We start from the raw sequence: 23425 nt of genomic DNA on the forward strand, positions 1-23425 counted from the left end.
CAACCACGTTAACATAAAAGCAACAGCCGAGAAGCAACTGGTCCGTCATCGGATCTCGATTCATGCTCAAAAATGCGACACACCCCTCATCAGGAGGGAACGCAGACTAGCACAGCCCCCTTCAGAACCCGCTCCGACCAGGCGGCGCTCCAAACAGGCTCGGCAGGTGAGGCCATTAGGGGTAGAATGCTGGCCAGCAAAAAGGAGACAGCCATGATTGACCCGAAAAAACTGGAAGAGATCGCCAAGCAGATCCACAACGCCATGCCGCCCGGCATCAAGAGCGTAGGGGAAGAGGTGGAAAAGAAAATTCGTCAGGTCCTGCAGTCCCAGCTCGGCAAACTCGATCTGGTGAGCCGCGAAGAGTTTGACGTGCAGACCAAGGTGCTGCTGCGCACCCGCGAGAAGCTGGCCACCCTGGAAGCCAAGTTGGAGCAGCTTGAGCAGCAGTTGGGTCAGAAGGGCGAGTAACCCCGTGGGCAGGCCGTCACAGGAAGAGCTGATGCCAACGCTGCTTGCCCCGCTCCTTGGCCAGATACATGGCCCGATCCGCCACTTCCAGCGCCAACCGGAAGGGGGGACGTTCCGCCTCCCACCGGGCGATGCCTATGCTCATCCCGAGCTGCAAACTGCCCGTCGGATCGGGCAAATCACCGTTCACCCGTTCCAATAGCTGCTCGGCCAGCGGACCCGGTGCCACCCCGGCCGGCAGACAGACCACAAACTCATCTCCGCCATAACGCCCGCACGGTGCCGACGCTGGCATGATGTCACGCAGCCAGCCCGCAATCTGTTGCAGTACCCTGTCCCCACAGGCATGTCCCAACCGGTCATTGACCAGCTTGAAGTCATCGAGATCGATAAACAGCAGCGCCGCCAGATCCGGGGTGTCGCTGAAGGCCTGATCCAACCCCTGCCGGTTGAGCAGATCGGTCAGGGCATCGCGCCGGGCCTGACGGGCCAGACGCTGCTCGTTCTCCTTACGATGGGTGATATCGAGATGGGAGCCGAGGATCCGCAATGGCTTGCCATCACCATCCCACTCCACGACTCGACCGCGATCCCAGAGCCAGGTCACCCGACCATCGGGGCCCAAGGTGCGGTACTCGACCTCATAGAAGGGGCTTCTTCCCGCCAGATGCTCGAAATAACGGGTCAGGGCCAGCTCTCTGTCTTCAGGATGCAGCTTGGCCTTCCACTGTTCGAAGTGAGGGGCCACATCTCCCGCCTCAAAATGCTGCAAGTTGAAGACCTTAAGCTCACCGGTCGGAATCAGCCCCTGCCAGATACAGAGGCCGGTACCATCCAGCGCGGCATTGAGACGCTCCTGCAAGACCCGCTTCTCCTGTTCCAGCTGGCGCACTGCATCGCGCAGCTGCTGCAGCGCCCCTTCTTGTGCCTGTGGCTGCCTTAACCACTCCGAACATTCCGTCACCATCGCCTCCATGCAATGAACACTGGTGCTCCAAGTGAGACACAGTAATGTTGATTATCAATAAAATGCAAGGAATGAAGCGTCCCGGAGAGAGGGCCATCACGGGTTGGGAAGGGGTATGCAGGAGGCGCAGATGGCAACGCCGGTACGCGCCGCCGAGAGTGGAGGGTTTTCGAGGGTGAACCGGGGCGAGGCGCACTGAACAACCGGCCCCTCACGCCAGGGGAGCGAGGGGCCATCGACACCAATTTTGACAAGGGGCCCCGGGCTGGCGGAGCAGGCCCCGCTCTCAGGGTTCCCGACTCAGGGCATACCAATCAAACTTGCGGGTCAGCATCATCACTAGGGCCAGGATCAGCAGTAACAGCAGGGCCCCCAACAGCAGCGCAAGATCCTCGGCCTGGAGCAGGCCATAGAGTACGCCATAGAGCAGGGCCTGCAGGCCGGCGAAGGCGAGACCGGCGCGGGCGCCCCCCAGGGACTGGCTCAGGTAGGCGCCATTAAGCAACACACAAGCCAGACTGGCCAGCAGATAGGCGGGGGTAAAGCCAATCTGTTCGGTCAGGGCCAGCAGCACCAGGTAGAAGATCACCAGACTCATCCCCACCAGGGCGTACTGGATCGGGTGGATGCGCAGTCCGCGCAGCAGCTCCCCCATGACCACGGCCAGGAAGGTGAGACCGATAAAGAGCAGGGCATACTTGGCACTGCGTTCGTTCTGCTGATAATGATCGACCGGTTGCACCAGGCTGGTGGTGAAGGCGGGGAGCGTCTCGCTCTGCCCCTCGATGAGGCCCGGCAGGCGACTCTCCATGTCGGTGGCAAACCAGCTGGTCTGCCAGCGCGCGGTGAACCCCGCCGAGTTCACTTCCCGGCTGGTGGGCAGGAAGTCACCGAGGAAGCTAGGGTGGGGCCAGTTCCCCGCCAGGGTGAGACTGCTGTCGCGGCCGATCGGCACCAGGGCGATACTCTCCATCCCTTGCAGGGCCAGCTTCACCTCGAAGTTCCCCCCCTCACCCACCGTCAGCGGCACATGGACCCCCGCCAGCTGGCCCAGCCGGGCCCCCGGCACCACCTCACGGCTCTTGCCGGCCAGCGTCACCGCAGGGATCTGACTGATACCCCGAGCATCGGAGAGCGCCAGACTGAGATAGGGAGTCTCGGCCACCGCATCGTCGGGCACCTGCCAATCGGACTGTGTCCCCAGCGTGCCGCTCAGGGTGATGACGGCCTGATAGACCTGAGCCTGGTAGATACCGAGATGGCGCGGGGTCACCTCCATCCCGATCTGGGCATCGAGCCGCTGTGGCAGACGGTAGCGCAGCAGACGCTCCTGATGACGTTTCCACTCCTTGCCATCGTTCAGCATGACCTCGCGGACGAGAGGCTGAACCAGGATGGGCCCGATCAGTCGTTGGGGGCCGCTGGCGCTGCCCATGATCTTCTCTATCGCCTGCCGGCGATAGGCCTGGCGCTCCTGGTTAAGGTCCAGGATCCACTGCATCGGCAACATCAGCAGCAGGCTGAGCAGCAGCAACAGGGTCGTTTTATGAGTCAGTATCTGTTTCACCATGACAATCCCTCCTTGAGACGGTGCCACTCTAGGGGCTTGTCGTGAAGGTGGAATGGGGCCGTGTGAAGGCCGGGTGAAGTGGACAAAAAAACCGGCGCATGGGCGCCGGAGGGATCAGTGGGCGGCGAGGCGTGCCGGCAGGGTTGCCAACACCTCTTCCTTGGCCTTGAGAGAGGCAAACTGCTGGCCCGGCGGCTGGATGACGGTATGCACAAAGATGCGCCGTTCGCCGCCCTTGCTGGCCCAGCCGACGAACCAGCCGATCTGCTGCTCCCGGTTTGGCGTGCCGTCGAGGCGCTTGGGGTATCCCATGCCGGTCTTGCCATACACCTGCCAGCCGTCGATCTCGGTCACCTTGAGGATCTCGGCGGTGCGTGCCAGGGTCGTAGCCGACACCGGCAGCTTGCCGCTCACCATCTTGCCGAGGAAGCGGGCCTGCTCCTCCGGGCTGATGGCGAGACTGGTGCTGAGCCAGGCCTGGGTCAGGCCATCGTGCTGGCCAGGGGTGCCCGAGAGATCCCGGTTGCCATAGTCGAAGCGGTCGACGTACTGCTGGAAACGCTCGGCGCCGAGCCACTCGGTCAGACGCTGGGAATACCAGACCACCGAATAGGTCATCCAGCGGCTCGGGGTGGTGGTTTCGCGCCAGGCCGGCAACCAGTCTTCATCGCCCTGCTTGAATGGCAGGGCCGGGTGTCCGGCGTCGACCAGAAAGCCGCTGTCGAACCCCATCAACGCCAGGGGGATCTTGAAGGTGGAGGCCGGCGGCAGGCGCTGGCTGCACTCTCCCTCCCGCTCGAGGGGCTTGCCGCTGGCATCGGCAAACAGGAAGCAGCCGGCGGCCGAGGCCGGGATGGCATGCAACAGGGCGGCGGCCAGCAGGCCGCGCAGCAACAGAGCAGACATGGAAACTCCTCATGGGTATGAATGCACCGACTCTAACCCGGCTGAGTGTGCTCCTTGTGAAGTCGCGGCGAGGCCAACGCCAGCTCGGCGCTGACCCCGCCCCCGGGACGGTTGCTCAGGGTCAGGCTCCCTCCGTGCTGCTGGGCCACCTCACGGGCGAAGCTGAGCCCGAGGCCGCTGCTCTTGCCCTTGTCGGGGCGCGGCAGGGAGTAGAAGCGCTCGAAGATGCGCGGCAGGGCGTACTCGGGTATGCCCGGCCCCTGATCTTCCACCAGGAAGCAATAACCGCCCTGAGTGGGGCGCCCCTGCAGGGTGATGGTGCTGCCGGGGGGCGCGAAGTCGAGCGCGTTGTCGATCAGATTGCCGAGAGCCTGCTCCACCAACAGGGGATCCCAGCGCAGGGCGTGAGCCTCGGCCAGATCCAGCGTGAGACGGATCTGTCGCTGGCTCGCCTGGGTCTCCTTGCCGGCCGCAACCCGCTGCCCCAGTGCCGCGGGGGCGACTGGCTGACGCTCTATCCCCTGCCCCGACTCGAGGCGGGCCAGCTGCAACATGCGATCGATAAGCTGCTGCATGCGGTCGCCCTGTTCGCGGATGTTGGCAAGAAAACGGGCGGCCACCTCGGGGGGTGGAGACTCCGCCAGGATCTCGCCGGCACCGCGGATGGCGGCCAGCGGGCTCTTGAGCTCGTGGGTGAGACCATGCACATAGCGCTCGATATAACGTTTGCCGTCGAGCTGGCGACGCATAGTCTCGAGGGCCCGGCCGAGCCGGTCCAGCTCGGGGGTGAAGAGGCGCGGCAGAGGCGCCGCCTCCCCTCGGGTCACGGCGCCGGCATACTGCTCCAGCTTGCCAATGCCGCGGTTCATCCACCACACCAGCAGGGCGCCGATCAACAGGGCGATCAGCAGCAGCTGTCCGGCCGCGCGCAGCAACCGCTGCTCGCTGCGCTCGATGGCCGGCATCAGGGCCCGGTTGGGTTTTGCCACGGTCAGCACGCCGACGATCGCCTCACCGTCGCGCAGGGGGGCGGCCACGTGCATCACTGAGGTGGCGGGGTCGTCCGGATCGCTGCGGGTGCTGCGGGCGCCATACTCGCCACGCAGGGTCAGATAGACGTCGTTCCAGCGCGAATAGTCCTGGCCGAGGGCCTCCCCGGCCGAGTCGTAGATCACCTTGCCCAGACGGTCGGTGACATAGATCCGGTACTCCACCAGCTCCTTGAGGTGGCCGTCGATGAGGGCGTTGATCGGTGTCTGGTTGAGGCGGGCATAGGCCTTGGCCAGGCTGCCATCGGTCATGCGCCCGCGCTGGAGATCCTCGGCAGCCAGGGGGGCCAGCAGCTGGGCCATGTCCACCAGGGTATCCTCGGTGGCACTGCGCACGCCCGGCTTTATCTCCTGCACGAAGATCTCGAGCACAAACCAGGCACCGAGGGCGAAGATGAGGACCAGCCCCACCAGCAGTTGCTGCCAGAGCCGCATCACCCCTCCAGGCTGTAACCAAGACCCCTGTGGGTCAGGATCGGATTAAACCCGGGCGCCTGCTCGCGCAGCTTGGCGCGCAGTGTCTTGATATGGGTGTCGACGGTGCGATCCAGGCTCTCCTCGGCATCCTGCCACACCCGCTCCATCAGCTGCTGGCGCGAGAAGACCCGCCCCGGCGCCTGCATCAGGGTCTTGAGCAGCAGGTATTCGTAACGGGTGAGGGTGAGCGCCTTGCCCTCCAGGGTGATGCGGGCCCGCTCCTCATCCAGCTGCAAACCGGGTGGGGTGGCCGAGCTGACGCCCTGGCTGCGCCTCAGAATCACCCGCACTCGGGCCGAGACCTCCCGCGGCGAGAACGGCTTGGCCACATAGTCATCGGCGCCGATCTCGAGACCGATCAGGCGGTCTATCTCCTCGCTGCGGGCGGTGAGGAACATCAGCGGCACCTGACTGACGGCACGCACCGCCTTGCACAGCTCGAAGCCGCTGATATCGGGCAGCCCCACGTCGAGGATAATGAAGTCGGGCACCATATCTGCCAGCCGCGCCAGCATGGGGCGGCCGAGGGGAAACCACTCCACCGCAAACCCTTCGGTCTGCAGGGTATAGATCAGGGTGTCGGCTATGCTGGCTTCGTCTTCCACCAGCCAGACCTGCGGTTGTTCTCTCATGTCGTTCTGTGCCCGGCGAACCGTGCTGTATTGTGAGAAATCGGGCTAAATATCATACTGTCTTTGCCGTCGATTTCCTTACATATCATTCGGGTACGTTTTTACCTCTCGAGGTGGACATGAGTTATCCGTTTTCCCTGTTTGTCCTGGCGATCCTGGCCGCCGTCTGCACCAGCATGGGTCTCCTCTCGGATGACATCGGCTATGGTTGGCTGGCCCTGCTGCTCCCCTGTGCGGCCCTCGGCGCATCTCGCTCGCCGCGCGCCCTTCGGGCCGGCCTCGGGCTCTTGATGCTGGGCGCAGTGGTGGCCTGGCAGCCACCGTCCCTCTCGGTGGCGGTGTGCACCCTGTTTCCCCTGCTCACGCTGGCCTTTCATCCCCGCGGCAACCCGATCCTGCGCCAACTGCTTGGTCTGGTTGCCGCCAGCATGTACGGCACCCTGCTCTACTTGCAGCTCGACGGCCAGCTGGCGGGTGTACCGGCCGCCACCCTGTTGCAGCTGGGAGGCGTAGCGCTGTTGTGGCACAGCCTGCGCCAGACGCCGCTGGCGATGAGTTGGCACCCGCTGCTGGGGCTCCTGCTGCTGGCCTTATGCCTCTGGCATGAGGCGCTGATCGCCCTCGCCTGCGGCCTCATGATGCTGCTCTTCTCGCTGCACGCCCTCTCCGTGCGAGCCAGCCGCTGGCTCCCGCCCCTCACCCTGCTGTTACCTGCACTGGCCTTCGCCACTCAGGTGCTGCTGGTGCCCGAGCTGCCCAACCCTGTGCTCATCGCCTGGCTGATGCTGTTTGCAACCGCATGGGGCGGCGAGCTGCTACTCGGCGACGAAGAGTCGGCAAATTAAGTCACCCCTGACACAAAGGGACTCTCTTGCTGTCGGTGAAGTGTGATGTCATCGCTGGCCGATCAAAAATGAACTCTTTATGGTGCCTGAACCGTTTTATTGCCGGATTGAGCACCATGTCACCACTCCACCACCTCTCTTTTCGCACCAAGTTTCTGCTGCCTTCGCTGCTGGCGGTCAGCCTGTTTCTGCTGCTGTCTGCATTCGTCTATCACCGTTTCTCGCTTCAGCACCAGACGACCCTGCAACTGCGCCATCAGGTCCTGCCGGTCAAGGACAGCATCGAGAATGCCTACCGGGACTTCTATCAGGTCATCGACGCCGGGCAGGCACTGGTGATAGGTGGTCTGAGCGAGGAGAACCTCAAGCATCAGCAGTTCGAGTATCAAGACAATGGTGGCAAGGCGAGGGCGCGGGTGGCGGCGTTTGCTACGCTGATCGACGCGGGACTGGTCGATCCCCGGCACAGGGCGACACTGGCGGCCACCCTGGCAGATTTCGACACCTGGTTTCGGCACTATCAGGCGGTCTTTGCCGATCCCCATCAGGCGGATGCCTATCTGACCCGCCACTTTGACCAGATGGGGCAGGAGTTCGGCGCACTGCGCCGGGGGCTTAACCAGCTCAAGGATGAGGTGGAGCTGCTTGAGGTGCGCCTGTCGGATCAGAACCTGCAGATGGCCGAGCAGGCCCAGCGCGCGATCACCTTCGGCTGCCTGTTGGCCATGGTGTTGGCGCTCGGGGGCAGCAGCTGGCTGGGACGCGCCAGCCTGCGCCCCCTGCTGCATCTGGCCGACGCCCTCGAAGAAATCGCTCACGGAGAGGGGGATCTGCGCCGCCGCCTGACCGTCACGGGACGCGATGAGACCGCCCGCCTCGGCCACGCCTTCAACGGCTTCGTGGCCCGCATCCACGAGATAATGACAGAGGCGCACCGCATCTCCACCTCGGTGGCCGGGGCTCGCCAGCGGTTACATGGCTTGAGCCAGGAGATGGGGGTCGAGGCCGATCGCCAGCAGAGCGAGCACGACAGCATCGCCGATGCCATGCAGGGACAGACGGTGGCCAGCGATCAGGTCCGCCACTGTGCCACCGATGCCGCCGATGCAACCCGGGTGCTGGTCAGTCAGACAGAGGCCACCCTGACGGCACTGCAAGAGACCAGCGGTGCCATCCACAGCCTGGCCAGCCGGCTGGATGGTACCGACGCCACCCTCTCGGCCCTGAGTGACACGGTCGACGGCATCACCACGGTCGCCGATGTGATCAGCAACATAGCCGCCCAGACCAACCTGCTGGCGCTGAACGCTGCCATCGAGGCGGCGCGTGCGGGTGAACAGGGGCGCGGTTTCGCCGTGGTCGCCGACGAGGTGCGCACCCTGGCCAACCGGGTACAACAGAGCACAGACGAGATCCGCACCATGATCGATGAGCTGCAAGAGAGCAGCCGCCGGTCGCTGGTCTCCATGGAGGAGAGCCAGGGTTATGGCCGTCAGGCGGTGCAACTGATGGCGGGCGCCGGCGCCAGCCTGGCGCAGATGGAGCAGGCCATCGGCATGATTCGCGACATGAACCACCAGGTCGAGACCGCCGCCAACGAGCAGAGCACACTGCACTGTGGCATGGACGAGCGCCTGCGTCAGGCGGTGGCCCAGTCCCTGACCATCAAGGAGAAGGTCACGGCCATGCGCCTGGCTTGCCAGGCGCTGGAGCAAGAGAGCCGGGGGTTGGACGGTATGCTCTCCCGCTTCAGGGTATGAGTCAGCCCCTCGGCTTGAAGCACTCCTTGTCGAGGCCGTACTTCTTCATCCTCAGATAGAGCTTCTTGCGCGGGATCTCCAGATAGTCGGCGACCTCGGAGACCCGCCCCGAGAAGAGGTAGAGCGCATCCTCGATCAGTTTGCGCTCGTACTCCTCCACCAGATCGTCGAGCGGCCCGAGCGGGCCGTTCGCCACCACCCGCTCCACCCCCGCCAGCTTGACGATGCCCACCGCATAGAGCTCGGCCACGTTGCGTAGTTCACGCACGTTACCGGGCCAGTCGTGATGCTTGAGGCTATCCAGATAGCCGCGCTCCAGCGTCGGAACCCCCTTGCCGAGCCGCCGACAACTCTCGCGCAGGAAGGCGCGGAACAAGGGGATGATGTCGCTGCTGCGTTCGGCCAGCGGCGGGAGCCGCAGGCGCACCTGCGACAGGTAGTAATAGAGCTCGGGGGTCAGCTTGTGCTGCTCGACCATCTGCTCTGGCCTCAGCTCGAACAGGGCGATGGAGCGCACGGCCTTGCTGCCACTGCGCTCCTGATCCAGCAGATAGCCACCCAGCCAGCGCTGCAACTCGGTCGGCAGGTGTTCCAGGTGGCGCAGCACCAGGGTCCCTCCGGCCGCTTCTTGCAGGCCTTGCAGCAACCGCTCCTGAGTGGTCTGCGGGGAGCAGTCCAGGGTAACCAGCGGGCACAGCCTGCGCTCACCCAGATCGTGCAGCAAACGGGCGACCGTGTGACGCCCGGAGCCGAGCGGTCCTTCCAGCAGCACATCCTGATCCGTCATGGCGAGCTGGCTCACCTGTTCGCGCAGGGTGCTGATCTGGGCGCTGCTGCCGATCAGCTGGTGCTGCACCGAGTCTTGTACGGCGCGGCGCATCTCCACCAGTGCGGCGCGCTTCTCCTGGGCACGCCGGATCAGTTCGAGCAGCAGGGGGGGATCGAGGGGCTTTTCCAAAAAATCGAAGGCACCGGCCTTGACCGCCTTCACCGCGAGCGGAATGTCGCCGTGGCCGGTCATCATGATGACCGGGATAGCGGGATCTATCTCCTGTACCTTCTCGAGCAGGGTCAGGCCGTTCATGGCCGGCATATAGATATCCGAGACCACTACGCCACACCAGGCGCGATCCAGAATGGTCAGCACCTTCTCCGGCGCCGTGGTGGCCTTTACCCGATAGCCCGCCATGGTGAAGAGGTGGCGGCAGGCGTCCAGTACATCCTCATCGTCATCGATGAGCAACAGGTTGGGGGTCATGGCTTGGCGAACTCCAGTATCATCATGGCACCCCCCTCCAGGGTGGCGGCGGGGTAGATATGGCCTCCCTGGCGCTCCATCAGAGAGCGGCAGATAGAGAGACCGAGCCCCAGTCCCACCTCCTTGGTGGTGGTGAAGGGTTTGAACAGGTTGGGGAGCAGGTCGTCGGGGAAACCCTGCCCGCTATCGCTCACGGCCAGGCAGTTGTCTGCCAGGGCCAGGATGTGAAGGGTGCGGGTGGGGGCACCCGCCACCGCATCCAGCCCGTTGACCAGCAGATTGATCAGGACCTGCTCGACCTCGAGCGGATCGCAAAAGATCGGCATGGGGCGCGGCAAATCGTTACTAAGCTGGCTGCCATCGCGACGCGCCCGTGCCTCAAGCAGCAGCAGGGCATTATCGGCCACCTCGGCGAGATCGACCCACTGCCCCACCCTGTCGGCCGGCGACTTACGGGCAAACTGGCGAACCGCCCCCACGATGCGACGCATCCGCTGTGCCAGGTGCTCCATCCGGTTGGTGTTCTCGCCGAGCTGGGCCAGATCCCCCTGCTCCAGCGCCATCCGGTTGGTGAACAGATAGGTCGAGAGGGCCGATAGCGGCTGATTCAGCTCGTGGGCCATGCTGGTCATGGTCTGCCCGACCACCGCCATCTTGGCCGCCTGGATCAGCTCATCCTGGGCCTGCAACAGCTCGGCCTGGGCCTGGGTGCGACGCTCCACCTCCCCCCGCAGCGCCTGGTTCTTCTCCTGCAGATCCCGCGTCTGTTCGGCCACCAGCGCCGTCAGCTCACGGGCGGTCAGCTCCTGGCGTGTGACGTCCGTGATGGTGATGATGAACTTGCTCACCTCGCCCTGCCGATAGCGCCGCAGATCCACATGCAGGTAACGCCGCTCCCCCTGCTCTTCTCGCTCGACCAGGCAGTCGCTTGCTCCCTGCGTCACCAAGAGACTCTCGGGGGAAAACTGCTCCTGCAGCACCCCCTGACCCGCACCGGGGAAGGCGAGCCAGAGCGGTCGCTGCCGGTACTCCTTGCCACCCAGCAGCGCCAAGGCCCTGGGGTTGACCGACTCTACGGTGCCATCGGCAAAGCAGGTGATGAGGCTTGCCTGAGTGTTGTTGATGAGGTTCAGCGCATTGGTCTGCTCCATCTCCCTGAGCTCGCCACAGAAGGCGCGCAGCCGCTCGCCAAGCTGGCCTATCTCGTCGTGGCCACTCACAGTGACCGGGCTCTCCAGATTGCCGGCCGAGACGTTGGCGAGATCCTGGCTGAGCTGGTTGAGGCGGCCGATGAGGCGACGCGAGATGAGCACCACCAGCACGAAGCCCCCCACCAACAGGGTCAGGCCAAGCACCAGCAGGATCATGCGCTTGCCATCGCGGGCCGTGCTGGCCGTGTCGAGGTTGAGGGTGGCCAGATCCTGACTGGCCTCCTGAACGGCCGCCTGCACCTGCCTGTGGTAGTCCTGGATGAGGGCATCGAGCCTAGGTTGCAGCAGCCCCAGTCGGGCGTGATTGTCCACATCCTGGCGCAGCAACCTGTGCAACTCCCCCTCGGGGCGAACCAGCTGAATCAGGTCTTCCAGTATCTGGCGGTGAGTCACTGTGGAGGGGTAGCCGGTGAGCTGGCTGGTGAGCCGGTGGATCTCCTCGATCTTGTAACCGATGAAAACGAAGGCATTATCCAACTCCCGCTCGTAGCGCTGCACCATGATCTCCCCCACCAGCTGGTTCAGCTCGTTCTCCTTGAAGGCGAGATCCTGCAGCAGGGAGAACTCGTGCACCACAGAGTCGGCGGTGCCGTTGTCGCCGTCACCTATCTGTCCCAGCAGGTGCCACTCCACCTCTTGCAGCAGCGGCGTCATCTCCTCTACCAGATCCTGATGCAGACCGATCAGCTGCTTGTGCAGCAGGGCGACCCCCTGAGCATGATGGATCTGGTTGCGCAGCAGGGCATTCTGTTCGTCGATCAACCGGCGCAGCAGCCCAAACTCGGCGATCTTGCGGGCGTGCTCGGCCTCACCACGCACATTGACCAGATAGATCTGCTCCAGCTCCCCCATGGCCTGCTCGATCTGGCGCTCCATCTGCTGCTGCATCAGCTCGTCGTGGGGGGTCTGCAGGCGGGTGAGCAGGAGCAGCAGGCGGTTGCTCACCCGCTCCAGCTGATAGGTGGTGCTGATGGTCGGCAGGCTGCGCTCCACCAGCCCCGCCACCTGGGTCGAGAGGCGTTCCCACGCCATCATGCTGATCCCGCCCAGCAAGGCGGTGAGCGCCATCATGGTGAGGAAGGCGAGCCGCAAGCGGCGACCAAGCCGCGAGCGCACGAAACGGGCGCGCATCAGGGGTACTCCAGCGTTTGCAGCAGCGTCAGCGCCTGTTCGAGCTGGCTGGCGATCTGGGCTCGCCACGCCTGGGTCAGGCGCTCGGACTCCGGGTTATCACTGCGCTGGCCCATCTCTTCAAACACGTGCGCCAGCTCGGGAGAGAGCGCCTGCGCTTCGGTGAGCGGCACTGTACTGGCCAGGCGGATCGCCTCGGCCAGCTTGGCCTGGTTGGCGGTGGTCTGCTTCATCTCGCGCTGCGCCAGGTAGATGCCTTGCCAGGTCTGGCGCAACCTCGGCAGCTGGTGGGTGATCACCTGATCGAACAACACCTTGAGCACCTGATTGCGGCCGTAGAGCTGGGGCTTGTCGGTCACGAAGCGGGTGCCCTTGGCCAGGGTCGGGCTGTCGAGAGGCGTCTTGGCCGTGCTGGTCTTGCTGATGATGTGCTGACCGCGCGGCGACAGAAGATAGTCGAGGAAGGTGGTCGCCATCTTCTGATGGGGGCTCGCCTTCATCACGGCATAGTAGGTGGGCAGGATCACTGTGTCGGGCAGATAGTGAAAATCCACGTAGCTAAAGCGTGCCTTGCTGGTCAGCGCATAGTTGTCGATGACGGGCCCGGCACCGACCAGGCCGCGCGCCACCCCCTCGCTGACACCGAAGCTGCGCGCCGACACCGATGCCAGGTTACTGCCGATCTTCATCAGCAGCGCCCACCCCTGCTGCCAACCGAGCTGCTGCAATATGCTCTCGACCATCATGTGGGTAGTGCCCGACTGGGAGGGAGAGCTCATCATCAGATGGCCTCGGTACTCCGGCTCGGCCAGCGCCTGCCAGGTACGCGGCACCTTGAGATGTGCCCGCTTCAGATAATCCCGGTTATAGATGATGCCGATCCCCGAATAGCCGACCGGAGTGGCCTTGTCGGAGAGCACCAGTGCATGGGGAGACAACCAGTCGGGTGGCGGCGTGGAGTGCACCCGGGGGGCCAGCAGGTCCATCCGCTCGAGGGCATGGAAGAAGGTGGGCGACGAGGAGATCACCACGTCGATCGGTGCGCGCCCCCCCTGACTCAACAGCCGCAATGCCGGTAGCGTTCGACGGTAGATGACGCGAACAGGGCAGCTCCCCGGTTGGCGATGATAGTCATCCACCAGCGCCTTGATCGGCGATTCAGAGAAGGAGGTGAGGATCACCAAACAGCTGTTTTCGGCCCGCGCCGGCGCCGCCAGCAGCAGGCAAGATCCCAGCAGCAGGCCGGTCATGAACGTAGAGAGGATATGCTTTTGTGTCATGCTTCAAACTTTTGCGATCTCGTCCCCTGGCGGACTGTGCCGGTTTGGGTAAGGAGTGACTCATTACCCGAGTATTATGCCGTGACTCACTCCCCGCCAAGGGGACGGATGTTCCAGCTTTGACACCTGTTTTCGCCTGTTTGGGTTAGTTTCGACCCAAAACCCCGATTTTGTAAGGTTTTTTCATCTCCCATAGGCTCACTTCCATGCCGGAGTGGCCTCTACATCTCCGGTTTCACTGCAGAACTATTCGGGAGATAGGCCATGCTGGGCTTTTTCAAAACCGGGCAAGACCGCCCACTGATCGAGGCAACCGCCGATCAGATAAGGTCGATATATCGCAAGTATCAATGGCAGGTGTTCCTTGGGCTGGTGTTTGGTTACGCCATGTTCTACGTCACCCGCATGAGTATCAACGTTGCCAAGAAACCCATGTTGGATGCGGGCATCGTCACCGTCGATGAACTCGGGGTGATCGGTTCCGCCTTCCTCTTCACCTACGCCGTGGGTAAGTTTTCTAACGGCTTCCTGTCCGACTACGCGAACATTGGTCGCTTCATGTCGGTCTCGCTCGGCCTGTCGGCCATCACCTGTCTGCTAATGGGGATGAACACGGCGACCGCCTTCTTCGTCGTGCTGTGGGCACTCAACGGCTGGTTCCAGTCGGTGGGCTCTGCGCCCTCCTGCGTCTCGATCTTCCAGTGGTTCTCGCCCAAGCAACGCGGCTCCGTCTACTCCATCTGGGGTGGCTCGCGTAACCTCGGCGAAGGGATCACCTGGGTGCTGACCGCCACCATCGTCAGCTACTTCGGCTGGCGCGCCGGTTTCATCGGTGCCGGTCTGGCCACCCTGGCTGCCGCCCTCTGCATGTACCTGGTGCTGAAGGATCGCCCGCAGACCTATGGCCTGCCCGAGCCGGCTGTCGCCTTCGGTGAAGCGCCCGAGATCGCCAAGAAGAGCGATCCCAAGGAAGTGCGCCGCGCCCAGATCTTCGTCCTGAAGCAGCCGGTCGTGTGGCTCATCGCCGCCGCCTGTGCCGCCATGTACGTCTCCCGCTACGCCATGAGCTCCTGGGCCGTCCTCTATCTGCAAGAGCAGAAGGGTTACAGCCTGATCGACGCCGGTTTCGCCATGTCTGCCTACCCGATCGCCGGTTTCATCGGCGCGATTCTGGCCGGCATCATCTCCGACAAGGTGTTCAACGCCAACCGCCACATCCCGACCCTGCTCTACGGTCTGGCCAACATCGCCGGCATGTGCCTGATGTTCTGGGGTCCCCAGAGCCGCATGATGGACGCCGTCGCCCTGGGCCTCATCGGTTATGCCATCGGGGGTCTGGTGGTGTTCCTGGCCGGTCTGACCGCCTGTGACCTGATGCCGAAGACCGCCGTCGGTGCCGTGAAAGGCTTCATCGGCCTCTGCTCCTATGTCGCCGCCTCGGCTCAGGAGCTGGTCTCCGCCGCCCTGATCAAGACCAGCGAGGTCAATGGTGTCACCCACTACGACTTCAGCAGCGCCCAGTACTTCTGGCTCGGTGCCTCTGTGGTCTCCCTGTTCCTGGCACTCACCGTCTGGAATGCCAAGAAAGTTGTCGAGTACTGATACACCTCTCCTTTCCCGGGGCTTGCCCCGGGTTTTTTCGTTCGTTTTACTGAGACAATCAAGATGCGTAAAACCAAGATCATCGCCACACTGGGCCCGGCCACTGCTTCTGAAGCCATGATCGAGCGGATGATCCGGGCCGGGGTCAATGTCTTTCGACTCAACTTCTCCCACGGCAGTGCCGAGCAGCACCTGCAGATGAGCGAAAGGGTGCGCGTCGTTGCCACTCGCCTGCGCGAGGAGATCGCCCTGTTGGCCGATCTGCAAGGACCCAAGATCCGTATCGCCGGCTTTGCCGAGGGCTCTGTCCTTCTCAATCAGGGTGAACACTTCATCCTGGACGCCGATCTGGCGCCGCAGCTTGGCTCACGCCACAGCGTCGGGCTCGATTACCCGCAGCTGGTCGATGACGTCAAGGTGGGCGATCGCATGCTGCTGGACGATGGCCGCATCCAGCTCGACGTGATGGAAAAACGTGACCGCCAGCTGCTGACCCGAGTGGTGGTCGGCGGGGTTCTGAGCAACCGCAAGGGGATCAACCTGCTCGGGGGCGGCCTGTCGGCCCCGGCGCTGACCGACAAGGATCGCCAGGACATACTGACAGCGGCCCTGATGGAGGTCGAATACGTTGCCGTCTCCTTCCCGCGGACCCCGGAAGATCTGCACCTGGCGCGCCAACTGGTGCGTGCCGCTGGCAGCCAGGCCCTGATCGTCGCCAAGATGGAACGCGCCGAGGTGGTGGCCAGTGCCGAGGCCATGGATGAGATGATCCGGGCCGCCGACGTCATCATGGTGGCGCGCGGGGATCTCGGGGTCGAGATCGGCGACGCCCAGTTGCCTGGGGTGCAGAAACGCCTGATCCAGCGTAGCCGTCTGCTCGGTCGGCCCGTCATCACCGCCACCCAGATGATGGAGTCGATGATCGGCAGCCCGATCCCGACCCGCGCCGAGGTGATGGACGTCGCCAACGCCGTGTTTGATGGCACCGATGCCCTGATGCTCTCCGCCGAGTCGGCAACCGGTCAGTACCCGGTCGAGACGGTCGAGGCCATGGCCCGCATCGCCCTCGGCGCCGAGCGGGAGTTACAGCTCGCTCGCTGAGCGTGACCCGCGTATCCACCCGGTAGCACCCGGTTCGATAAATAATAAAAAGCCATTGTCACCAATGGCTTTTTTCATATGGGGCACGCACTCTCACGCCCCCTCTCCGGTCAGGCGCCACCCCTTGGCGCTGGCGCGCTGCGTCAGGAAGTGGGCATAGCGCCCCGGCTGGCGGCTGAGCACGGCGTGGGGGCCCTGCTCGCACACCATGCCATCGTCGAGCACCACTATCTGATCGGCCATGGCCACGGTCGAGAGCTGGTGGGCGATGACGATCAGGGTGCGTTTGCCCCGCAGCCGGGCCAGCGTCTCTGTGATGGCGGCCTGGTTCTCCGCATCCAGCGCGGCGGTGGCCTCATCCACCAGCAGGATGGGGGCGTCCTTGAGCAGGGCGCGGGCGATGGCGATCCGCTGGCGCTCGCCCCCCGAGAGGCGCGCACCGCCCTCGCCAACCTGGGTGTCGAGCCCGAGCGGCAGGCGCTCGACTATCTCGCTCACCCCGGCCTGATGGGCGGCATGCAGCAGCTCGGCATCGCTGGCCTCGGGCTTGCCGATGCGGATGTTGTCGGCAATGGTGCCCTGGAATAGATAGGCATCCTGGAAGATCTGGCTGATGTGACGAGCCAGGGTCTCACCGCTCATGGCGCGCACGTCCACCCCTCCCACCAGCACGGCCCCCTCGCCGACGTCGAAGAAGCGGGCGATGAGCCGCAGCACAGTGCTCTTGCCCGAGCCCGAGGCACCGACCAGCGCCGTCATGCTGCCGGGCGCTACTTCCAGATCCACCCCCTTGAGCACCTGCGGGTGGGCCGGGTCATAGCCAAAGTGCACCCCGCGCAGCACCACTGAGTCATCCAGCGGGGTAGCAGGAGTGGCCGGCTGCGGCTGGGCCGGGTAGTCGAACATGGTTTGCAGGGCCGCCAGCTGGGCACGGGCGCCGCGCAGCACGTCGCTGTAGCCGGCCACGTCGAGCAGGGGATCGATGAAGCGGTTGATGAGCACCAGGGTCACCAGGGCGGCGATCAGGTTCTCCCTGTCGGCACCGCCCAGGTGTTGGGCGGCCACCAGCAACAGGGTGGCAAAGCAGGCCTGCACTGCCCAGACGTTGAGCCCGGAGGCCAGCGCGGTGAGCCGGATCAACTGCCTGCCGGAGGCTTGCTGCTGGGCGATGGCCTGCTCGAGGAAGCGGGTGCCCCCCTGCTCGCCGTTGAAGGCGCGCAGTACCGACTGGGCCTGGGCAAACTCCACCATGCGCTGGCTGGTATCGGCGGCATGCTGGTGGAAGGTCTGGTCGGCGTGCTGGTTGAGGCGGGTGGTGAGCAGGAAGACCGCCACCAGCAGCGGCAGGGCGACCAGGGCGATGAGGCCGAGCTGCACATCGAGGGCAAACAGGGCCACCAGCACCACCAGCGGGGTGATCACCCCGCCGAGCAGGGGGGTAAAGACGTGGGCCGGCAGCTGGGCCAGCTCCATCATGCCTTGCGAGGCCAGGTGGTTGAGGCGGGCTGTGTTGGCCGGGGTGAACCAGCCGATCGGCAGGCTGCCCACGTGCTCGCCCAGGGCGTGGCGGCCGGTGCGCAGCACCGCTATCCCCACGGCGATGCCGGCCTTTTCCACCCGGCGGCGCAGGTTCCAGCAGAGCAGCACGCCGATCAGCTGCACCAGCAGCCAGCCGGTGGCGGCGTCGGTCTCGGCGCGCAGCAGGTGTGTGAGCACCGGGATGAGGCAGACCAGGGTCAGGCCGCAGAGCAGGCCGTAGAGCAGGGCCAGCAGGCCGTAGCGGCGCAGCAGGATGGCGTCGTCGCCGAGCAGGCGCAGGAAGGTGTTCAGCATGTGGGGACGGCCTCCTGATGAGGGGTGTGGGTCTGGGTGGGAGTGTCGTATCCCCCCTGTTCCCATAGACGGGCATAGCGGCCGCGGCGGGCCAGCAGTTCGTGGTGGCGCCCCTGTTCGCACAGGACGCCGTTGTCGAGCACCAGGATCCGGTCGGCGTGCATCACGGTGTCGAGCCGATGGGCGATGACGACCAGGGTGCGGCCGTGGGCGAAGGTGGAGAGCGCCTGTTGCAGCTTCACCTCGTTGTCGGCGTCGGCGGCTGCGGTGGCCTCGTCGAGCACCAGCACCGGCGGGTCGAGCAGCAGGGCGCGGGCGATGCTGACCCGTTGCAGCTCGCCGCCGGAGAGGTTGGCGTCCTCACCGACCACGGCGTCGTAGCCCCGCGGCAGGGCCAGGATGCGGTCGTGGATGTTGGCGCGGCGCGCGGCGGCCTCGACCTCCTGGCGGCTGGCGCCGGGGCGGCCGAGGGCGATGTTGTCGTGCAGGCTGGCGTGCACCAGGCGCACCTCTTGCAGCACGAAGCCGATGTGGCGATAGAGCTCGCGGCTCTCGAGATCGCGCAGGTCCACCCCGCCCAGGGTAATGCGCCCCTCGCTCGGGTCGAAGAAGCGCAGCAGCAGCCTGGCCAGAGTCGATTTGCCGGCCCCGGAGGCGCCGACGATGGCGGTGACCGTGCCCGGCGTCAGGGTGACGGTCAGCTCGCTGAGCACCGGGGTCTGGTCGTCGTAGCGGTAGCTCACCTGCTCGAGGCGCAGGGTGTTGTCGGCCGGCTGCAAACCGGTGCCGGCGGCGGGCTCCGTCAATACCGGGGTGGCGAGCAGGGCGTGGAGCCGTTCGGCGGCCGCGGTGGCGCTGCCGAGATCGTGCTTGAGGTAGCTCAGCAGCATCAGGGGGGCGCATAGCCCCGGCGCCACCAGCACAAAGGGCAGCACCTCGGCCGGTGTCATGGCACCCGCTCGCACCATCACCACGGCGCCGGCCAGCACCACCCCGAGGACCGAGGCGGGGGCCATGATGGCGTTGGCGTTGGCCATGGCCGCGACCAGCGGACGGGTGAAATCGGTGAAGGCGCGGGCAAAGTCATCGATGGCGTTGCGGTAGCTGGTGTGCAGCCGGCCCTGCACGCCGAAGGCCTTGACCACGGGGATGCCGTTCACGAACTCCACCACGGCGTTGTTGATGCGGGCCATGCCGGCGCCGAACTGCTGCATGTTGGCAGCGCTGGCGCGGTGGGCGCGGGCGGAGAACAGGAAGAAGAGCGGGAAGGGGGAGAGGGCGATGAGGGCCATCCGCCAGTCCATGGCGAAGAGGTAGATCAGGGAGATGAGCACAGCGCCGCTGCAGCGGCCCAGGGTGGTGTAGAAGTGGGCCGTCAGGCTGTGCAGGGTGCCGATGTCGTCCTGCATCGCCTGTTTGACCTCCCCCGAGGCGCGGGCGGTGAACCAGCCGAGGGGCACCCGGGCCAGGCGCCGGGTCAGGGCCAGGCGCAGCTGGCCGGTGATGCGGTTGTCGGCCAGGTGGGCCACCAGATCGCCGGCGCTGAGCAGGATCATGCCGCCAAACAGGCAGGCCAGGCTGATCCCGAGCACTGCGGTGATTGTGTCGCCTGGCACGGCGGCATCGGCCAGCATCAAGCCCGCCAGGTGGGCGATCCCGGCCAGCGGGACCAGGGTCAGCATGGCGCCGATGGCCGCCAGCAGGGCGGCGGCGATCAGGTGGCCGCGAATGGGGGCCAGCACGCGGCTGATGGGCCCGCCAGCATTGGCCTCGGGGCACTGCACATCGTCTGCCTTCATGGCTATTTCTCCACGGTGAAGTGATGGTGGCCGCGACGAGCGACCGGATCTCTGTGGTTTTCCGTACGGGGAACAAAAACCTCAAATGAATCTTTTTATTTCCCCCATCCGGGTCAGATGCCGCCTTAGCAGCGCGCGGAGCCACCTGTCATTCCTGATACAACCGCTGTCATTGCGACTGAGAGGCGCCTGAATCCCTTGCCACGGTGAGACTCCCAAGCGCCACACCAAATGATAATAATTATCATTTGTTTTGAATGTTTTCAATGAACCTGACTCATGCGGGCCTCAATGTGCGCTTCACGACAGGGTGCGAGAACGCACTTAAGCCATAGTGTTTCAGAGAACGGATGACTTGAGCTCTCGGGCGAGACCTCAACGCGGGGGCTGCATTGCTGATGGGAAGGTGGGGCTGTCGCGGGGCAAAGGCTCTTGCCAGAAAAGAAAAAAGCCATTGTCTCCAATGGCTTTTTTTATGCGTCGTGGGCGCTTATTCGATGTTTTGGATCTGCTCGCGCATCTGCTCGATGAGGACCTTCAGCTCGACGGCGGACTGGGTCACCTCGGCGTTGATCGACTTGGAGCCAAGGGTGTTCGACTCGCGGTTGAACTCCTGCATCATGAAGTCGAGACGACGGCCACAGGCGCCGCCTTTTTTCAGGATCTTGCGGGTCTCGCCCATGTGCATCTCGAGGCGGTCGAGCTCTTCGGCCACGTCGATCTTCTGGGCCAGCAGCACCATCTCCTGCTCGAGGCGGGCCGGATCCAGCTCCACCTTGGCTTCGGTCAGACGGTCGGTGAGCTTCTGGCGCTGCCACTCGATGATCTGGGGCAGTTGACCACGCACCTTGACCACCTCGACGCCGATGCCGTCGAGACGCAGCTCGATCAGGGCCTTGAGGTTGGCCCCTTCGCTGGCGCGGGCGGCGATGAAGTCGGTCAGGGTCTCGTCAAAACTGGCCATCAGGGCGGCGTTGACGGCGTCCATGTCCTGCTCGGCGGCGGCCATGACCCCGGGCCAGCGCAGCACGTCAACCGGGTTGAGCTGGCCCTGGCCCGCTTCCTTCATCACCCAATTGGCGCTATCGATGATGAGCCTGGCCAGCTCCTCGTTGATGTGCAGCTGGCCAGCACCGGCCTGGGCCGCTTCGAAGCGCAGGTTGCACTCCACCTTGCCGCGCTGCAGGGCATTGCGAAAGCGCTCGCGCAGCACCGGCTCGAGGCCGCGCAGTTGCTCCGGCATGCGGATATAGGTCTCGAGGTAGCGCTGGTTGACCGAACGGATCTCCCAGACGGCGGTGCCCCAATCGCCCTTGATCTCCTTGCGGGCGTAGGCGGTCATGCTGTGGATCATGGGTGTGTCCCATCTGATGAAAAGTGCGCCGATTATAACCGGCGCCGGGCGAGGCGTCAGCCGCATTGGGCACCAGGCTGATATTTGTCGCCCGATCACGTATACTCCTCCGCCAATTCACGCCAGCCCAGAGGTCATCATGTCCCGTCCCAACGATCGCGCGCCTGCCGACGTCCGTCCGGTCACCATTACCCGCCACTTCACCAAGCACGCCGAAGGCTCTGTGCTGGTCGAGTTTGGCAACACCCGGGTGCTGTGTACCGCCAGCGTCGACACCAACGTGCCGCGTTTTCTCAAGGGCAAGGGTCAGGGCTGGGTGACCGCCGAGTACGGCATGCTGCCGCGCTCCACCCATTCTCGTATGAATCGCGAGGCCGCCTCTGGCAAGCAGGGTGGCCGCACCCTCGAGATCCAGCGCCTGATCGCCCGCTCCCTGCGTGCCGCGGTCGATCTGAACGCCCTGGGCGAGCACACCATCACGGTTGACTGCGACGTGCTGCAGGCCGACGGCGGCACCCGTACCGCCTCCATCACCGGTGCCTGCGTGGCCCTGGTCGACGCCCTGAACTGGATGGTCGGCAAAGGCATGCTTAAACAGAGCCCGCTCAAGCAGATGGTGGCCGCCGTGTCGGTCGGCATCCACGAAGGCCAGGCCATCTGCGATCTGGAATATGTAGAGGACTCGGCCGCCGAGACCGACATGAACGTGGTGATGACCGAAGACGGTCGCATGATCGAGGTGCAGGGCACCGCCGAGGGTGAGCCCTTCACCCATGAGGAGCTGCTGGCCATGCTGGCGCTCGCCAAAGACGGCATCGGTCAGTTGATCGAGATGCAGAAGGCATCCCTGAAGTGATTTTCAAAACGCGGCATTGGCCGCGTTTTTTGTATCTGACGTTTACCCCTCACCCCCCATACAGCAAGGAGCCATGATGAAAGCCTATCAGCGTCAATTTATCGAGTTTGCCCTGGAGAAACAGGTTCTGAAATTCGGTGAGTTCACCCTGAAATCCGGTCGCAAGAGCCCCTACTTCTTCAACGCCGGCCTCTTCTCTACCGGGCGTGATCTGGCCCGCCTCGGCCGCTTCTACGCCGCCGCCCTGATGGATGCCGGCATCCAGTACGACGTCCTGTTCGGGCCGGCCTATAAGGGGATTCCCATCGCCTCGGCCACCGCGGTACAGCTGGCCGAACAACACGACGTGGACACCCCCTGGTGCTTCAACCGCAAGGAGGCCAAGGACCACGGCGAGGGCGGCAACCTGGTGGGCAGCCCGCTTCAGGGGCGCATCATGCTGGTGGACGATGTGATCACCGCCGGCACTGCCATCCGCGAGTCGATGGATCTGATCCAGGCCAACGGCGCCTCCCTGGCCGGAGTGCTGATCGCCCTGGATCGCCAGGAGAAGGGCAAGGGCGAGCTCTCCGCCATCCAGGAGGTCGAGCGCGACTACGGCGCCCATGTCATCGCCATCGTCCAGCTGGCGGATCTTATCAAGTACCTGGAAGAGAAGCCGGAGATGGCCGAACAGCTGGCCGCCATGCGCGCTTACCGCGCCCAGTACGGCATCTGATCGGGGTCTGACGACGGGTTAAGCCGACAGCCCGGTTGGGCCTCTTAACCCTGTATGATGAGGGGCGCTGCGGCGCCCCGTCTTGTTTGTTCCAAGGAGCCCTTATGTCCCTGCACACCTTCGAGCGCCTGATCCGGCTGCTCGACGCCCACCAGGCCCGCTACCGGGTGGTGCATCATTCGAGCGCCGGCAAGACCGAGGAGGTAGCCAGGGTGCGCGGCACCACCCACGGCCAGGGAGCCAAGGCGCTGGTGTGTCACGTCAAGGGGAACGGTATCAGGTGCCACGTGCTGGCGGTGCTGCCAGCCGACTGTCAGGCCGATCTGGCGACCCTCGCCAGGGGACTGGGCGGCAGCCGGGCGTCACTGGCCAGCCCCACCGAGGTGGCCGCACTGACCGACTGTGTGTTCGGCGCCATTCCGCCCTTCAGCTTCCACGACGATCTGCTGCTGGTGGCCGATCCGCACCTGTTCGATCGCTTCGACGAGCTGGCCTTCAACGCCGGCGTGCTGGAGCGCTCCCTCATCCTCGCCAGCGAAGATTACCGGCGCATCGCCGCCCCTCGCCTGGTCCCGTTCGCCCGTCGTTCCTGAAAAGAGAGAGGG

19 protein-coding genes are annotated in these 23425 nt (G+C 64.5%); 8 read left to right on the top strand and 11 right to left on the bottom strand.

What is annotated here, in order from left to right:
• Positions 1-213: 213 nt before the first annotated feature.
• On the top strand, positions 214-471 hold the full coding sequence (gene ubiK / locus BN1121_RS08730) for a ubiquinone biosynthesis accessory factor UbiK (protein ID WP_005349415.1): 258 nt from the start codon (positions 214-216) through the stop codon (positions 469-471).
• Positions 472-487: 16 nt separating this feature from the next.
• Here the strand turns inward: ubiK and BN1121_RS08735 are convergent, their stop codons facing one another.
• From BN1121_RS08735 to blrA, 5 genes are all read right to left on the bottom strand, one after another.
• Entirely contained in the window at positions 488-1438 is a 951-nt protein-coding gene (locus tag BN1121_RS08735; protein WP_005349412.1) for a sensor domain-containing diguanylate cyclase, read from the bottom strand.
• A gap of 286 nt (positions 1439-1724) precedes the next feature.
• Positions 1725-3008, bottom strand: coding sequence for a cell envelope integrity protein CreD (creD, locus tag BN1121_RS08740; RefSeq protein ID WP_005349409.1), 1284 nt, complete (start codon positions 3006-3008; stop codon positions 1725-1727).
• A gap of 114 nt (positions 3009-3122) precedes the next feature.
• Complete coding sequence (blaOXA, locus tag BN1121_RS08745) at positions 3123-3914, bottom strand: class D beta-lactamase (RefSeq protein ID WP_005349406.1); 792 nt, start codon at positions 3912-3914, stop codon at positions 3123-3125.
• A 32-nt stretch (positions 3915-3946) separates the two neighbouring features.
• A complete protein-coding gene (gene blrB / locus BN1121_RS08750; protein ID WP_005349403.1) occupies positions 3947-5398 on the bottom strand; it encodes a beta-lactam sensor histidine kinase BlrB in 1452 nt (483 codons plus the stop codon).
• On the bottom strand, positions 5398-6072 hold the full coding sequence (gene blrA / locus BN1121_RS08755) for a beta-lactam response regulator transcription factor BlrA (RefSeq protein ID WP_005349401.1): 675 nt from the start codon (positions 6070-6072) through the stop codon (positions 5398-5400). Before blrA ends, blrB begins: the two co-directional genes overlap by 1 nt.
• A gap of 119 nt (positions 6073-6191) precedes the next feature.
• Here blrA and BN1121_RS08760 point away from each other — a divergent pair, with 119 nt between their 5' ends.
• Both BN1121_RS08760 and BN1121_RS08765 read left to right on the top strand, forming a co-directional pair.
• Positions 6192-6917 carry a VP0952 family biofilm-associated protein gene (locus BN1121_RS08760; protein ID WP_005349398.1) on the top strand — a complete coding sequence of 242 codons (726 nt, stop codon included), beginning with the start codon at positions 6192-6194 and terminating at the stop codon, positions 6915-6917.
• A gap of 116 nt (positions 6918-7033) precedes the next feature.
• The gene (locus BN1121_RS08765) at positions 7034-8677 is read left to right on the top strand and encodes a methyl-accepting chemotaxis protein (protein WP_005349396.1); all 1644 of its coding nucleotides are present in this window, start codon (positions 7034-7036) and stop codon (positions 8675-8677) included.
• Position 8678: 1 nt separating this feature from the next.
• Here the strand turns inward: BN1121_RS08765 and BN1121_RS08770 are convergent, their stop codons facing one another.
• From BN1121_RS08770 to BN1121_RS08780, 3 genes are read right to left on the bottom strand one after another with little or no spacing between them, the layout of a single operon-like run.
• A complete protein-coding gene (locus BN1121_RS08770; RefSeq protein ID WP_005349392.1) occupies positions 8679-9935 on the bottom strand; it encodes a sigma-54-dependent transcriptional regulator in 1257 nt (418 codons plus the stop codon).
• On the bottom strand, positions 9932-12277 hold the full coding sequence (locus BN1121_RS08775) for an ATP-binding protein (RefSeq protein WP_005349388.1): 2346 nt from the start codon (positions 12275-12277) through the stop codon (positions 9932-9934). The genes BN1121_RS08770 and BN1121_RS08775 overlap by 4 nt, the downstream gene beginning before the upstream one ends.
• Positions 12277-13557: an ABC transporter substrate-binding protein gene (locus tag BN1121_RS08780; RefSeq protein WP_005349385.1), complete on the bottom strand. Its 1281-nt coding sequence runs from the start codon at positions 13555-13557 to the stop codon at positions 12277-12279. The genes BN1121_RS08775 and BN1121_RS08780 overlap by 1 nt, the downstream gene beginning before the upstream one ends.
• A 264-nt stretch (positions 13558-13821) precedes the next feature.
• Between BN1121_RS08780 and BN1121_RS08785 the strand changes: the two genes are divergently transcribed.
• Both BN1121_RS08785 and pyk read left to right on the top strand, forming a co-directional pair.
• Positions 13822-15159 (top strand): MFS transporter, encoded by a 1338-nt coding sequence (locus BN1121_RS08785; RefSeq protein WP_005349383.1) that lies wholly within the window; start codon positions 13822-13824, stop codon positions 15157-15159.
• Between the two features lie 63 nt (positions 15160-15222).
• Positions 15223-16260 carry a pyruvate kinase gene (gene pyk / locus BN1121_RS08790; protein WP_005349381.1) on the top strand — a complete coding sequence of 346 codons (1038 nt, stop codon included), beginning with the start codon at positions 15223-15225 and terminating at the stop codon, positions 16258-16260.
• Positions 16261-16353: 93 nt separating this feature from the next.
• Here pyk and BN1121_RS08795 read toward each other — a convergent pair whose 3' ends face one another.
• The 3 genes from BN1121_RS08795 to BN1121_RS08805 form a co-directional block, all read right to left on the bottom strand.
• Positions 16354-18093: an ABC transporter ATP-binding protein gene (locus tag BN1121_RS08795; RefSeq protein WP_005349378.1), complete on the bottom strand. Its 1740-nt coding sequence runs from the start codon at positions 18091-18093 to the stop codon at positions 16354-16356.
• On the bottom strand, positions 18087-19892 hold the full coding sequence (locus BN1121_RS08800; protein ID WP_005349365.1) for an ABC transporter ATP-binding protein: 1806 nt from the start codon (positions 19890-19892) through the stop codon (positions 18087-18089). The genes BN1121_RS08795 and BN1121_RS08800 overlap by 7 nt, the downstream gene beginning before the upstream one ends.
• Before the next feature lie 490 nt (positions 19893-20382).
• Entirely contained in the window at positions 20383-21246 is an 864-nt protein-coding gene (locus BN1121_RS08805; RefSeq protein WP_005349362.1) for a YicC/YloC family endoribonuclease, read from the bottom strand.
• Positions 21247-21385: 139 nt separating this feature from the next.
• Between BN1121_RS08805 and rph the strand changes: the two genes are divergently transcribed.
• From rph to BN1121_RS08820, 3 genes are all read left to right on the top strand, one after another.
• Positions 21386-22102 carry a ribonuclease PH gene (gene rph / locus BN1121_RS08810; RefSeq protein WP_005349359.1) on the top strand — a complete coding sequence of 239 codons (717 nt, stop codon included), beginning with the start codon at positions 21386-21388 and terminating at the stop codon, positions 22100-22102.
• Positions 22103-22178: 76 nt separating this feature from the next.
• Positions 22179-22820, top strand: a complete 642-nt coding sequence (pyrE, locus tag BN1121_RS08815; RefSeq protein ID WP_005349358.1) for an orotate phosphoribosyltransferase — start codon at positions 22179-22181, stop codon at positions 22818-22820.
• Between the two features lie 104 nt (positions 22821-22924).
• Positions 22925-23413, top strand: coding sequence for a YbaK/prolyl-tRNA synthetase associated domain-containing protein (locus BN1121_RS08820; protein ID WP_005349352.1), 489 nt, complete (start codon positions 22925-22927; stop codon positions 23411-23413).
• Positions 23414-23425: the final 12 nt, after the last annotated feature.

Origin of the sequence: Aeromonas diversa CDC 2478-85 (assembly GCF_000819805.1) — a bacterium.
Lineage (GTDB): Bacteria > Pseudomonadota > Gammaproteobacteria > Enterobacterales > Aeromonadaceae > Aeromonas > Aeromonas diversa.